Below are 12,629 nucleotides of genomic sequence, written 5' to 3'. Positions count from 1 at the left end.
GCGTAGTGACGTGCTGGAGTGTCGTACTCAACGTGAGAAGTTGCGATTGTGATACCGCGCTCACGCTCTTCTGGAGCGTTATCGATAGATGCGAAATCTTTAGCAACACCGCCGTATACTTTTGCAAGAGTAGTACAGATAGCAGCAGTTAGAGTTGTTTTACCGTGGTCAACGTGGCCGATAGTACCAACGTTTACGTGCGGTTTCGTACGTTCAAATTTTTCTTTAGACACAATCGTGTTCCTTCCTAGTTATGATTCGCCACGTTCATTATTGAGCGAGACGCGCCAGAAATTGCTATTTTATGCGCCAACTCTCGTTAGCGCAATATTTGGACGCATTGTTCTTTCAAAAAATGAAAAAAAATGCCTTCCTTTTGTTTAACCACGCTCTGCAATGATTGCTTTTGCAACATTGTTAGGCACTTCAGCGTACTCACTAAACTCCATAGAGTAAGAAGCACGACCTTGTGTCGCAGAACGTAAATCAGTTGCGTAACCGAACATGACAGACAACGGAACTTGTGCACGAATTATCTTCAGGCCAGCTGTCCCCTCGTCCATACCTTCGATGATGCCGCGACGACGGTTAATATCGCCAACAACGTCACCCATCCAGTCTTCTGGAGTAGTTACTTCAACTTTCATCATAGGCTCAAGCAGAACCGGTTGCGCTTCAAGTGCACCCGTTCTGAAAGCCATAGAGGCAGCGATTGTAAACGCCATCTCACTTGAATCTGTTTCATGGTAAGAACCATCATATAGTGTAGCTTTGATATCCAAAACTGGATAGCCAGCAAGCACACCATTGTTCATCTGCTCTTCAACGCCTTTAGCAACTGAAGCGATAAACTCTTTCGGTACGATACCATTGGCAATTTCATCCACAAAGACAAAGCCTTCGCCAGCTTCTGATGGTTCTAGTTTCAGCCATACGTGACCGTACTGACCTTTACCACCATGTTCACGGATAAATTTACCTTCCGCTTTCGCTGTACCACGAATAGTCTCACGGTAAGCCACTTGCGGGTTACCAACGTTGCAGTTCACGCTAAATTCGCGCTTCATACGGTCAACGATGATATCTAAGTGTAGTTCACCCATACCAGAAATCAGAGTCTGGCCAGTTTCCGCATCCATATCAACGCGGAACGATGGGTCTTCCGCTGCTAGTTTACCTAGAGCGATAGTCATTTTATCTTGATCAGCTTGAGAGCTTGGCTCTACAACGATCTGAATAACTGGGTCTGGGAACTCCATGCGCTCAAGAACAATCTTATGGTTCTGGTCACAAAGGGTTTCACCAGTAGTCACATCTTTCAGGCCAATGATGGCTGCGATGTCACCTGCTCGTACTTCTTTTACTTCTTCTCGCTTGTTTGAGTGCATTTGAACAATGCGACCTAAGCGTTCACGTTGTTTCTTCACAGAGTTATAAGCTGTTTTACCGCTTTCAACAACACCAGAGTAAACACGGATGAAAGTTAAAGTACCAACGAATGGGTCTGTTGCAATCTTAAATGCTAGCGCTGAGAACGGTTCTTTGTCGTCTGCGTGACGCTCTGCTTCGTTCTCATCTTCATCGATACCTTTAATTGCAGGTACATCGACTGGAGAAGGAAGGAAATCAACAACTGCATCTAGAACAGCTTGTACACCTTTGTTTTTGAATGCACTACCACAAGTAGCAAGTACGATTTCATTATTAAGGGTACGAGTACGAAGACCTTGTTTGATTTCAGCTTCTGTTAGTTCACCTTCTTCAAGGTACTTATCCATCAGCTCTTCATTTGCTTCTGCAGCAGCTTCAACAAGTTCTGTACGATATTCTTCAGCCATTTCTTGCATGTCTGCAGGAATATCTTCGTACGTGAAAGTCATGCCTTGGTCAGCTTCATTCCAGTTAATTGCCTTCATCTTGATAAGATCGACAACGCCTTGGAAGTTTTCTTCAGCACCAATGTTCAGTTGAATTGGAACAGGAGTTGCGCCTAAGCGGTCCTTGATCTGTTCAACTACGCGCAAGAAGTCAGCGCCGGTACGGTCCATTTTATTAACGAAAACCATACGTGGAACTTGGTACTTATCAGCTTGACGCCATACTGTCTCTGACTGAGGTTCAACACCAGATGAGCCACAGAACACAACAACTGCACCATCAAGCACACGCAGAGAACGTTCTACTTCGATTGTGAAGTCAACGTGTCCAGGAGTGTCGATGATGTTAATACGGTGGTCCGAGAACTGAGCTTCCATACCACGCCAAAACGTAGTGGTTGCTGCTGAAGTGATCGTAATACCGCGCTCTTGCTCTTGCTCCATCCAGTCCATGGTTGCTGCACCATCGTGAACTTCGCCGATTTTGTGAGAAAGACCGGTATAGAACAGAATACGTTCACTTGTGGTTGTTTTACCTGCATCTACGTGAGCAACGATACCGATATTACGGTATTGCTCTATAGGAGTTTTACGAGCCACGGTTGAATCCTCTTATTAGAGACTTAGGGACTATTGCTATGTCTAGATTAGGCGTTAAAAGCGATGCTTCGCTAAAAATTGCTTGCCCTAGAAATAGCAATAGTTCCTAGCATAAGCATAGGAACTAAAGAAGTGCTGCAAGGAACCTTGCAGCACTAAAAAGGTATTACCAACGGTAATGTGCGAACGCTTTGTTTGCGTCAGCCATGCGGTGAACGTCTTCACGTTTCTTAACCGCAGTACCTTTGTTCTCAGACGCGTCTAGCATTTCAGCAGCTAGGCGTTGAGCCATAGATTTTTCACCACGCTTACGCGCAGCTTCAACTACCCAACGCATAGCAAGAGCGTTACGGCGAACCGGACGAACTTCTACAGGTACTTGGTAAGTTGAACCACCTACACGGCGAGATTTAACTTCTACCGCTGGGCGAACATTTTCAAGAGCTTCTTCAAATACAGCTAAGTGGTCTTTACCAGACTTCTCAGCCATTGAATCTAGTGCAGTGTAAACGATTTTTTCTGCAGTAGATTTCTTTCCGTCAACCATAAGGATGTTAACGAATTTTGCCAGCAATTCAGATTTGAACTTAGGATCTGGAAGGATCTTACGCTGACCTATTACGCGACGACGTGGCATGGATATTCTCCGTTGTCTTCTTCAGGTTTTTTCCAAAACTTTTCAGAATAATAAATAAAATAGTGTTTGGCCTTACTTAACGATTTCTTTTTAAAAAAGAGAATCAATTAAGACTTAGGACGTTTCACACCGTACTTAGAACGACCTTGTTTACGGTCGTTAACGCCAGCACAGTCAAGTGCGCCGCGAACAGTGTGGTAACGAACACCCGGAAGGTCTTTTACACGACCGCCACGGATTAGTACAACACTGTGCTCTTGTAGGTTGTGGCCTTCACCGCCGATGTACGAAGTTACTTCGAAACCGTTAGTTAGACGTACACGACATACTTTACGTAGTGCCGAGTTAGGTTTTTTAGGTGTAGTAGTGTAAACACGAGTACATACACCACGTTTTTGTGGGCACGCTTCTAGTGCAGGCACGTTGCTTTTAACAACTTGCTTTACACGAGGTTTGCGAACCAACTGGTTAATAGTTGCCATTAACTAGCTCCTGAAATTTACTTGAAAGTAAGCTTTGTGAAAAATCTATCCCTAATCACAAGTCGTAATTAGGGACGCAAAATTCTATTCAGCAGTGGGAGGTGTGTCAAGAAATATACAGATCTTTTTTAGCCGTCTAGAGCTCAGGATGGTCTACTTTTAACCAAACTGATAAAACACAGCTACCAAGTGACTGATTTGTCGTTCAAAACCGTCAGTTTAACGAAGCCATCGAAGTCAACTTGATCAATGGTACTTGAGACAAGTAGTTGTAAACCTCGGCTATCGAGATCTGGTTTTAACACCGACACCTGCTCTACTGCGCAGATTTGAGTGAATAACTCATGATTAGGAAGGCAAACATACACTGCATCTTCCACCAAAAGGAACTGGTCCTGTGGCTGAGAATAGGTCAATGCAAGTTTAAGCTTGTCGACTGATTTTACGATATGAAGCATAGCGTCCCCTAGAAAGTCAGGATCTGTTGGCACTGAGCTAACTTCTGCGTTAACTCGTCGGCTTCAACGGTGGTCACATCGATTAGCAGGTTGTCTGCTGAAAGACCAAACTGACTCAGACTACGCTGACACACATACACCTGTTCGATGTCGTACAGGTCCATAAGTTTGAATGCGGAGATGTAGTCACGCGATAGTATTTCGTCGGGCTGCTGCGCCTTGAGAAGCTGTGTCACGCCATCGCCAACAAAGAACACGGCGATATTTTCACTGTAAGCAGATGCAGCAAGTAATGCGTCTAACCCTTCTCTACCCGCAGCGGTCGTATGAGGGAAACTGTTAAATATAAAGGCTAACTTTCTCAAAACTGCACAACCCTATCTTGCGTTAGTAGCGCTTCCGATAAGCTCCCTAATCCGGCTTGAGTAAATCCAGTGGCTAGGTTAGAGGCACTTAGTTGATGTTGCTCTGCTTCTTCAGAGCTAATCACTCCGCGTCTTAGCGCAGCTGCCACACAGGTTTCAAGGCTAACATCGTGTTCATCAGCCAGCTTTTGCCAAGCAGAAGCTAAATCAAATTCATCGTTAGCCGGTACGGTAAGGTCTGAGCCGTTACTCACGCCATCTTGATAGAAGAACACACTGTGAAGTTTGTGGCCCTGTTTAATCAGAGCCACGGCAAACTGGTAGGCACTTCTTGCTGACTGTGAGCCATAGACTGGCCCATTCACTAGGAGTGTATAGCTTAGCAACCCTCTTCATCCTCTGTTTTACGTTGGCGGATGTATAGGTACACGGTGTGCTTAGAGATGTTCAGTCGCTCAGCAACGCGGTTGATCGCGTCTTTAATATCGAAAATACCTTTGTCGTACAGCTCCATCACGATCTGACGGTTCTTAGTATTGTTCGATACCGATTTGTCAGCGTTAATTTCTTCAATGGTGCGTTCAACCGTTTGGTCGACAAGTTCTTCAACGTCACTAGCGAAGTTAACCGATGATGCGGCTTCGTCTGCGTCTTGTGTAGGCATGAACGATTGCAGCACTTGTGAGAATGGCGCGTCTAGATTCACGTTAATACACAGTAGGCCAATCACTCGGTCTTCACCGTTGCGGATAGCAACCGTGATCGACTTCATCAACACTCCGCCTTTAGCGCGAGTGAAGTATGAACGTGAGAAGTTACGCTTAGAACCTTCAATATCTTTTAGCATCTTCAATGCAAGATCGGTAATCGGCGAGCCAACCTGACGACCTGTATTTTCGCCGTTGGCAATTTTAATCGCAGAAGTATTGAGGTCTTCTAAAGAGTGCAAAACGATTTCACAAAACGGACCAATAAGGCTCGCAATACCGTCAACAACGGCCTCATAAGATCTTAGAATGATTTTATCGTGTTCACTGAATGGCATAACGTGGACTGATTCCATTTCAAGTAACACATCTGCATTGACTGTTTCTGTAGTAGTCACTTATTCCTTACCTTCGTGTGAAAAATCAACAAATTTATGTAAGTTTATCAGAAAATTTTAATTGCACACCTAGCTAACATTGCAACTAGTGATTTAGAACAAGTTTAAAAATCAAATACTCATCTTCAAATCATAAAAAAAGCCTAACTCAAAGTTAGGCTTTTTATTCAATCAACGTATTTTAGTACGAGGCTTTTAACCGATATTACTGTGCAGGAGCTGCTTCAGCGTTATCGATGTTTAGTAGTTCTACTTCGAATACTAGCGTTGAGTTAGCTGGGATAGTCGGTGTGTCTTGCTCACCGTATGCTAGCTCTGGCGGGATAACGAACTTGTACTTAGAACCAACTTGCATCAGTTGTACGCCTTCAGTCCAGCCTGGGATTACGCGGTTAAGTGGGAATGTTGCTGGTTCACCACGGTCGTAAGAGCTGTCGAACTGAGTACCGTCTGTTAGCGTACCTTTGTAGTGAACTTGAACAGTATCAGTGTCTTTTGGAGAAGCGCCTTCGCCAGCTGTCATTACTTGGTAAAGTAGGCCAGATTCAGTTTGCTTAACGCCTTCAGTTTTAGCGAACTCAGCGCGGAAGTCATCACCGGCTTTCTTAGTTTCAGCTGATTTCTCTGCCGCTTGTGCTTGCATCGTTTCAGCAACACGCTTGTCTAGAGCTTCAAGAGCTGCGCGAGTTTCTTCTTCGTTAAGTGCTGTTTTCTCTGCGAATACGTCTTCGATACCTTGAAGAACCATATCTTTGTCTAGGTTGATACCTAGCTCGCTTGGCTTATCAATGCTTGTGCTTAGGTAGTTAGCGAAAGATACACCGATTGCGTAAGCCGCTTTGTCATCTTCTGTTTTAAAGTTTACTGCTTCAACTTTAACTTCTTCTACCTGTGGAGCTTCTGCCTTTGGTTCTTCTTTCTGACAACCAACTGCTAGCATAACCGTTGCGGCAAGCAGTGATACTTTTAAAACTGATTTCATTGAATTCTCCAATTAATGGCCAAGCCATTGGTTATTGTGCACAAATCTAATGATTAGATTGGTGTGAATACGTTAGTTATAACAATATACTAGTCATATGTCTTTCGACACAAACCGGATTATTAGATGTGATGCGAATATTTTTCCACTCATTGCTATGTACAATTGTCATCACCTTGTTAAATGGTTGCTTTTTCTTCCAAGATGATGAGCAGCGTTGGGAAATTGAGCCCAATGGTGCCACCAGCTTTGCACTCAGCAGAGATGGACGCTTCGCCCTGCTCTACTCTCAGCAAAAGCAACTGCTCCTTTGGGACCTCGCCGAAGACCAAGAGTTGGCTCAGCTTGGTCTACAAGACCAGTTAGAAAACCAAGTATCGCGTATCCGTATCTCGGACAATGGCCGTTTTGCCATTACCGCTAGCCAGATGAACTTCGCCGTTTGGGACTTATCTTGGACTCAAGCACAAGGGCTCTGGTCTATCTCCGACGGCTTGATTCGCGATGTCGATATCTCTAGCAATGGTGAAAAAGTACTGCTTGGCCTTTCTAATGGAAAAGCCATCTATGTGGACTTAGTCACCGGACGCCGTCTGGAGTTCCTTGCTCACCGAGAAAAAGTGAATTCAGTCTCCCTCTCTTCTAATGGCCGCTACGCATTATCAGGCGGCAACGACTACAAAGCTTACCTTTGGGATACCGAGTCGGGCTTGGTGTTGCGCACCTTTGAGCATGAACAAAGAGTAGTACGAGTCGCGCTACAACGCGATGGTGAACTGGCTTTTACCTCTGATGGCGGCAATCAAGCGATGATTTGGGATCTTGAAACGGGCGAACCTCAAGCGCAATTGCAAAGCTGGTCTCGACAGTTGATTTTTTCGAGTGCTCGTTTTTCTGATGACGGCAGCATGTTGGTGACGGGCACGCCATCCAGCCAAGTGAGTGTGTGGAATACTCAGGATGGCAAACGAATTTCTCGCCACGATGCTGAGCCACTAAAAGATGCTCGCCCTCCTCGTGCGGTAGTGTATGATGCAGCCTTTGATGATAAGAACCGTGTGATATCGGGCACCTCTGCGGGCATTGCCCAAGCTTGGAATGTGGATTAAGAACGATGACAGAAAAGCGAGTTGAACAACTAGAAAGCCGCGTAAATGACCTAGAGTGTCAGCTAGCTTTCCAAGAACAGACCATTGAAGAACTCAATGAAGCGCTTAGCCAACAACAAATGTTAATCACGAGAATGCAAGATCAGATGAAGTTCGTGGTTGGCAAAGTAAAAAATATGGATGGCTCTAATCTAGCTGACGCATCAGAAGAGACGCCACCTCCACACTATTAAGTGCGGTTCAAAATAACCAATTAAATCTAACGACGCATATCGTTAGTTTCTCGTCCTCAATGTGTAAACACATTTCAGGACGGGACATAGAAAACTAAAAGGGCGACAGATACTTATCTGTCGCCCTTTTGTTTATTTCATCTCAGTGAATAAGCTAAAGCCAATTAAGCCGATACCAACTTAGTCGTCGGCATAAATCTTCACTTCAACACGACCTTGAGTATCAACGCTTGCACGATACATTCCTGAGCTGTTCATACCAAAATGTATATCGCCTTGACCATCGATAGCGATCAAGCCACCTTCTCCACCCATGGTTTTCAATTCACCTTGAATGATCGTTTCACAAGCGGTGTGCACATCTTCTTTCAGATAACGCATTCGTGCTGCGACATCACTGGCGACCATTTTACGTAGGAAGAACTCACCCATCCCGGTTGTTGAGACGGCAACATTGCCATTTTCAGCGATGGTTCCTGCACCAATGATCGGAGAGTCACCCACACGACCGTATTTCTTATTGGTCACGCCACCGGTACTGGTTGCTGCCGCTAAGTTACCCGCTTGGTCTAATGCGACCGCACCAACCGTGCCGTACTTTTTATCGTCAGGGTATTTCTCAGCTTGCTGCTGATCATATTTCGCTTCAGACAGAGCAAAGATGCCTTTCTCTTTCATCGACTGAAGTTGGTCATAGCGGCGCTCAGTAAAGAAGTAGTCTTGCTCGGTAAAGGTGTAGTCATGCTCAAACGCAAACTTCTCGGCACCTTCACCAATCAGCAACACATGGTCGCTTTTCCGCATCACATCACGTGCAAGCTCAATTGGGTTTTTGATATGGCGAACGCCTGCAATAGCACCTGCATCCATTTCGCGGCCATGCATCACAGAAGCGTCCATCTCAACAAATTCATCATGCGTTAAAACAGAGCCCCTACCGGCATTAAAGTGCGGGCTGTCTTCCATCACCTTAACCGATGCCACTACCGCATCCAGAGCATCACCACCCGATTGCAATATTTGATAACCAGCCAAAACCGATTTTTCCAAAGCCTCGGTAATACCCGCTTTTAATTCATAGCTCATTTGCTCGCGCAAGATGGTTCCTGCACCACCATGAATGGCAATTGAAAAAGGCTGTGACATACAAACTCTCCACTGACGTCGTCTTATAATGTTGTGCTATCAATACCACATCCATGGTTCGATGTCTGATAACGAAAACCAAACTTTTACGAATGCTTAGATTTGCGGACACTTAGTTTGGTAGAGAAAAGCGAGGTCAAAAAGCGAGACTCCTAAACGCAAAAAGCCTCCACAAGGGAGGCTTTCAAGATTCTTAAACTAAACCGTTAATTCGGTATTAGTGAGAACCACAGCTACCGCCGCCGCAGCAGCCGTCTTTTTTCTCTTCACCGTGGTCATGGCCTTCGCCACCACAGCAACCGCCTTCGTGGTCATGATCGTGGTCGTGACCGCCACAGCCGCCTTCTTGGTGTACGTGACCGTGTTGAACTTCTTCTTCAGTCGCTTCACGAACCGCTACAACTTCAACGTCAAACGTTAGAGTTTGGCCAGCTAGCATGTGGTTACCATCAACAACAACTTCGTCGCCATCTACTTCAGTAACTTCAACTGGGATTGGACCTTGGTCAGTATCCGCTAGGAAACGCATGCCAACTTCGATTTGCTCAACACCTTGGAATACGTCAGCAGGAACACGTTGAACTAGTGCGTCGTTGTGTTCGCCGTATGCGTCTTCTGGAGTAACAGTTGCAGAGAACTTGTCGCCAGCTACTTTGCCTTCAAGCTCTTTTTCAAGACCTGTAATTAGGTTGTTGTGACCGTGAAGGTAATCTAGTGGAGCTTCTGCAGTTGATTGGTCAACTACTACGCCATCTTCAAGTTTCACTTGATATGCAACACTAACTACTACGTTCTTTTCAATTTTCATGAGAGCTCCAAGGAGGTTTGGACTAAGCTCGAACAGTTGAGCTTAGGAAAAATTCTGTACCGGGATATTATGGGGATCAATTAACGAAACTCAATCATTCTGGCTTAAAAATACCGATCATTTCTTGATTCGCGTGTTCAGATTTCTCTACAGTTTTCGGTTTACGCTGTTCTGTGAAGTCACAATCGACACATTCCACCAGCTCGATATTATTTTCAATCCACCAACGGAGTGTGTCTTGAGTGTTGCAACTTGGGCAGCTTGCCCCTGCGATAAAGCGTTTTTTCTGTTTCACGTTCATATCCTTTACTACTCTGGATTCGCGGTTCTTCCCACTCACTTTATTGATAAGTTAAGCAGAGACCGCGTTTATTATTAGGTTAGTTCTATAGTCTGTTATTTCTATGCCCAAGCTCTATTTCTAAGCTCAAGCATGAGTTATCACTTCAAGCTACTGCCAATAGTTTCGAGATTGGTGATCGTTTTCCATCTCGTGTCCAAAGATCTCTTCAAGTTCTTTACGAGCCTCTTTCGCTCTTTGGGCTAACTCGGCATCTTCGTTATGCTGAGGCAGCAACTCTTTCAGCATACCATTATCCAACTTTCTAAAGTGTGCTTCTGCTCGCTTCGCTTTATATGGATGCATGCCAAGTTCAGTCAATGTTTGACGACCTAAATCCAATGCTCCAAGGAAGGTTTCACGCGAATAGTTACTCACACCGTGGTTAAGTAGTTGATACGCTTCAACACGGCTTCGTGCACGCGCCAAGATCTTTAAGCGTGGGAAGTGCTGCTTACATAAATCGACGGTTTTCATGATTTCATCAGGGGAGTCAGTACACAACACAATCGCCTCTGCTTTATCAGCACCGGCTGCGCGTAATAGCTCTAGGTGAGTCGAGTCTCCGTAAAAGACTTTGTAGCCAAACTTTCTAAGGATATGGATTTGGCTGGCATCACTCTCAAGAACGGTAATACGAATCTTATTAGCGTACATCAAGCGACCGATGATCTGACCGAAGCGACCAAAGCCAGCAATGATCACTCGAGGGCTGCGATCAACCACATCCGAAGACATCGCACTTTCGCTGATTTGGTTCAGTTGACGAGCAAAGAACTTATCTTGCAGCTTAAGCATTAGTGGCGTGGTCACCATAGACAAGCTCACTACTACCAGTAAGAACGACACCTGTTCGCCACTTAAGATGCCCTGCGCACTCGCCGCGGTAAAAATAACGAAAGCAAACTCACCACCTTGGCTAAGAATCATCGCCATTCGGCTACGCGCTTTTGCCTGTGTTCCAAAGATACGAGCTAGCGCGTACAGCACTAAACCTTTCAACACCACGAGGGCCATTACAGCTATTAGTATTGCGAATGGGCTTTCTGCCAATAAACCTAGATTTACCGCCATGCCAACCGAGATAAAGAACAGGCCGAGCAGTAACCCTTTGAATGGGTCAATCGCAATTTCAAGCTCGTGTCGGTATTCACTTTCAGCCAGAAGCACGCCCGCAAGGAAGGTACCTAATGCCATCGATAAGCCAATCTGTTGCATGATCACGGCAATACCAATCACAAGTAACAGCGCTGCAACGGTGAATAACTCACGCACACCACTCATCACTACGTATCGGAAAAGTGGTCTCAACAAGAAGTGGCCACCGACCAGTAGGCCAATCACGCCACCCAGCATCCACAGCATGTCAGCCCAGCTACCGCCGGTATTACCCGCAAGTAGAGGCAACATTGCTAGCATTGGAATAACAGCGATATCTTGGAAAAGCAGTACTGCAAAGCCCGACTGCCCGGCTTCTTTGCCGCCGAGCTCTCGCTCTTCAATAACACGCAAGGCAATCGCAGTCGAAGACAGCGCCAAACCCATACCTATCACGAGACTGGTTTGCCAGGTTAATCCAAATAGACAGGCGATGGCGGTAATAATCAAGGTGGTGATCAACACTTGCGCCCCCCCTAAGCCGAGAATAGGCGCCCGCATCTGCCACAGTTTTTTGGGGTTAAGCTCTAAACCAATAAGGAAGAGCAGCAGCACCACCCCGAACTCTGAGAAATGTAGAATGGCCTCTACGTCACTGATTAGGCCAAGCCCCCATGGACCAATAGCGACACCCGCTAATAAGTAACCTAATACTGAACCTAAGCCTGCTCGCTGCGCGATAGGAACCGCAACCACAGCCGCCGCTAAAAATATAGCGCTACTTTGTAGGAAATCATTAGTCAGAGCCATCATTCGCTCCTATATCTTGTAGCGGATCTCGCAACCAATTTCGATATTCTTCAGCGTGTTGGTAACGCGTCATATCCGAGACATTTCTAGCCCAATGTAAAACTAAAGGTGACATCCAGTGCATCTGGCACAAAGCGGCAGTTAGCTCAAACGGTTGCAAGATCTCTTGTAAGGGATACTTATTATAGCCTGCAGCACCAAACGCCTCTTCTTTACCACCCGTGGTGATAACACTGCGCCAATGCTTACCCTTAAGTGCACTTTGCTCACCAAACGCAAAGCCCTTGCCTAATACTCGATCAAACCACTCCTTCAATAACGAAGGACAAGAATACATAAACAGAGGATGCTGGAACACAATCACATCGTACTGCAGAAGCAGTTCATGCTCATAAGGCACATCAATAAAGAAGTCAGGATAGAGGGCATAAAGATCGTGGATTTTAACATTCCCAAGCGACTCTATCTTTTTAACCATGATCTGGTTAGCGATAGAGGTTTGCGGCTCTGGGTGCGCATAGATCACTAATACCTTTGGCACGGGTTTGTCTATCGAGGGAGTAATACTCATTCCTTTGA

Annotated in this window: 16 protein-coding genes; 2 read left to right on the top strand and 14 right to left on the bottom strand. The window is 45.5% G+C overall.

Annotation, left to right across the window (positions count from 1 at the left end):
- The 9 genes from AB4138_RS03465 to fkpA all read right to left on the bottom strand — a co-directional run.
- Positions 1-233: GTP-binding protein (locus AB4138_RS03465; protein WP_240698606.1), on the bottom strand; the 233-nt coding region annotated here is incomplete at its 3' end.
- A 147-nt stretch (positions 234-380) separates the two neighbouring features.
- On the bottom strand, positions 381-2,477 hold the full coding sequence (fusA, locus tag AB4138_RS03460; protein ID WP_017061101.1) for an elongation factor G: 2,097 nt from the start codon (positions 2,475-2,477) through the stop codon (positions 381-383).
- A 166-nt stretch (positions 2,478-2,643) separates the two neighbouring features.
- Positions 2,644-3,114 carry a 30S ribosomal protein S7 gene (gene rpsG, locus AB4138_RS03455; RefSeq protein WP_010435163.1) on the bottom strand — a complete coding sequence of 157 codons (471 nt, stop codon included), beginning with the start codon at positions 3,112-3,114 and terminating at the stop codon, positions 2,644-2,646.
- Positions 3,115-3,221: 107 nt separating this feature from the next.
- Positions 3,222-3,596 carry a 30S ribosomal protein S12 gene (rpsL, locus tag AB4138_RS03450; RefSeq protein WP_004737194.1) on the bottom strand — a complete coding sequence of 125 codons (375 nt, stop codon included), beginning with the start codon at positions 3,594-3,596 and terminating at the stop codon, positions 3,222-3,224.
- A 182-nt stretch (positions 3,597-3,778) separates the two neighbouring features.
- The gene (tusB, locus tag AB4138_RS03445) at positions 3,779-4,054 is read right to left on the bottom strand and encodes a sulfurtransferase complex subunit TusB (protein WP_016790847.1); all 276 of its coding nucleotides are present in this window, start codon (positions 4,052-4,054) and stop codon (positions 3,779-3,781) included.
- Between the two features lie 8 nt (positions 4,055-4,062).
- On the bottom strand, positions 4,063-4,419 hold the full coding sequence (tusC, locus tag AB4138_RS03440; protein ID WP_017061103.1) for a sulfurtransferase complex subunit TusC: 357 nt from the start codon (positions 4,417-4,419) through the stop codon (positions 4,063-4,065).
- A complete protein-coding gene (gene tusD, locus AB4138_RS03435) occupies positions 4,416-4,805 on the bottom strand; it encodes a sulfurtransferase complex subunit TusD (RefSeq protein ID WP_017063709.1) in 390 nt (129 codons plus the stop codon). The genes tusC and tusD overlap by 4 nt, the downstream gene beginning before the upstream one ends.
- Positions 4,799-5,524, bottom strand: coding sequence for a transcriptional regulator (locus tag AB4138_RS03430; RefSeq protein ID WP_004729851.1), 726 nt, complete (start codon positions 5,522-5,524; stop codon positions 4,799-4,801). Before AB4138_RS03430 ends, tusD begins: the two co-directional genes overlap by 7 nt.
- A 205-nt stretch (positions 5,525-5,729) precedes the next feature.
- Positions 5,730-6,506 (bottom strand): FKBP-type peptidyl-prolyl cis-trans isomerase, encoded by a 777-nt coding sequence (gene fkpA / locus AB4138_RS03425; RefSeq protein WP_102393029.1) that lies wholly within the window; start codon positions 6,504-6,506, stop codon positions 5,730-5,732.
- 131 nt (positions 6,507-6,637) lie between these two features.
- Here fkpA and AB4138_RS03420 point away from each other — a divergent pair, with 131 nt between their 5' ends.
- Positions 6,638-7,615, top strand: a complete 978-nt coding sequence (locus tag AB4138_RS03420; RefSeq protein WP_372125092.1) for a WD40 repeat domain-containing protein — start codon at positions 6,638-6,640, stop codon at positions 7,613-7,615.
- A gap of 5 nt (positions 7,616-7,620) precedes the next feature.
- Entirely contained in the window at positions 7,621-7,848 is a 228-nt protein-coding gene (locus AB4138_RS03415; RefSeq protein WP_009848930.1) for a SlyX family protein, read from the top strand.
- A gap of 180 nt (positions 7,849-8,028) precedes the next feature.
- Here the strand turns inward: AB4138_RS03415 and AB4138_RS03410 are convergent, their stop codons facing one another.
- The 5 genes from AB4138_RS03410 to kefG all read right to left on the bottom strand — a co-directional run bounded on the left by AB4138_RS03410 (position 8,029) and on the right by kefG (position 12,621).
- Complete coding sequence (locus AB4138_RS03410) at positions 8,029-8,994, bottom strand: isoaspartyl peptidase/L-asparaginase family protein (RefSeq protein ID WP_017066209.1); 966 nt, start codon at positions 8,992-8,994, stop codon at positions 8,029-8,031.
- Between the two features lie 217 nt (positions 8,995-9,211).
- A complete protein-coding gene (gene slyD / locus AB4138_RS03405; protein WP_017061108.1) occupies positions 9,212-9,802 on the bottom strand; it encodes a peptidylprolyl isomerase in 591 nt (196 codons plus the stop codon).
- A gap of 94 nt (positions 9,803-9,896) precedes the next feature.
- The gene (locus AB4138_RS03400) at positions 9,897-10,097 is read right to left on the bottom strand and encodes a YheV family putative zinc ribbon protein (protein ID WP_029235422.1); all 201 of its coding nucleotides are present in this window, start codon (positions 10,095-10,097) and stop codon (positions 9,897-9,899) included.
- A 156-nt stretch (positions 10,098-10,253) separates the two neighbouring features.
- Complete coding sequence (kefB, locus tag AB4138_RS03395; RefSeq protein WP_372125048.1) at positions 10,254-12,050, bottom strand: glutathione-regulated potassium-efflux system protein KefB; 1,797 nt, start codon at positions 12,048-12,050, stop codon at positions 10,254-10,256.
- Positions 12,037-12,621: a glutathione-regulated potassium-efflux system ancillary protein KefG gene (gene kefG / locus AB4138_RS03390; RefSeq protein WP_010435196.1), complete on the bottom strand. Its 585-nt coding sequence runs from the start codon at positions 12,619-12,621 to the stop codon at positions 12,037-12,039. The genes kefB and kefG overlap by 14 nt, the downstream gene beginning before the upstream one ends.
- Positions 12,622-12,629: the final 8 nt, after the last annotated feature.

Source organism: Vibrio sp. 10N.286.52.C3 (assembly GCF_041468865.1).
Classification (GTDB): domain Bacteria; phylum Pseudomonadota; class Gammaproteobacteria; order Enterobacterales; family Vibrionaceae; genus Vibrio; species Vibrio crassostreae_C.
The sequence above is the reverse complement of the archived record's forward strand: the minus strand, read 5'-3'. Positions and strand labels throughout refer to the sequence as shown.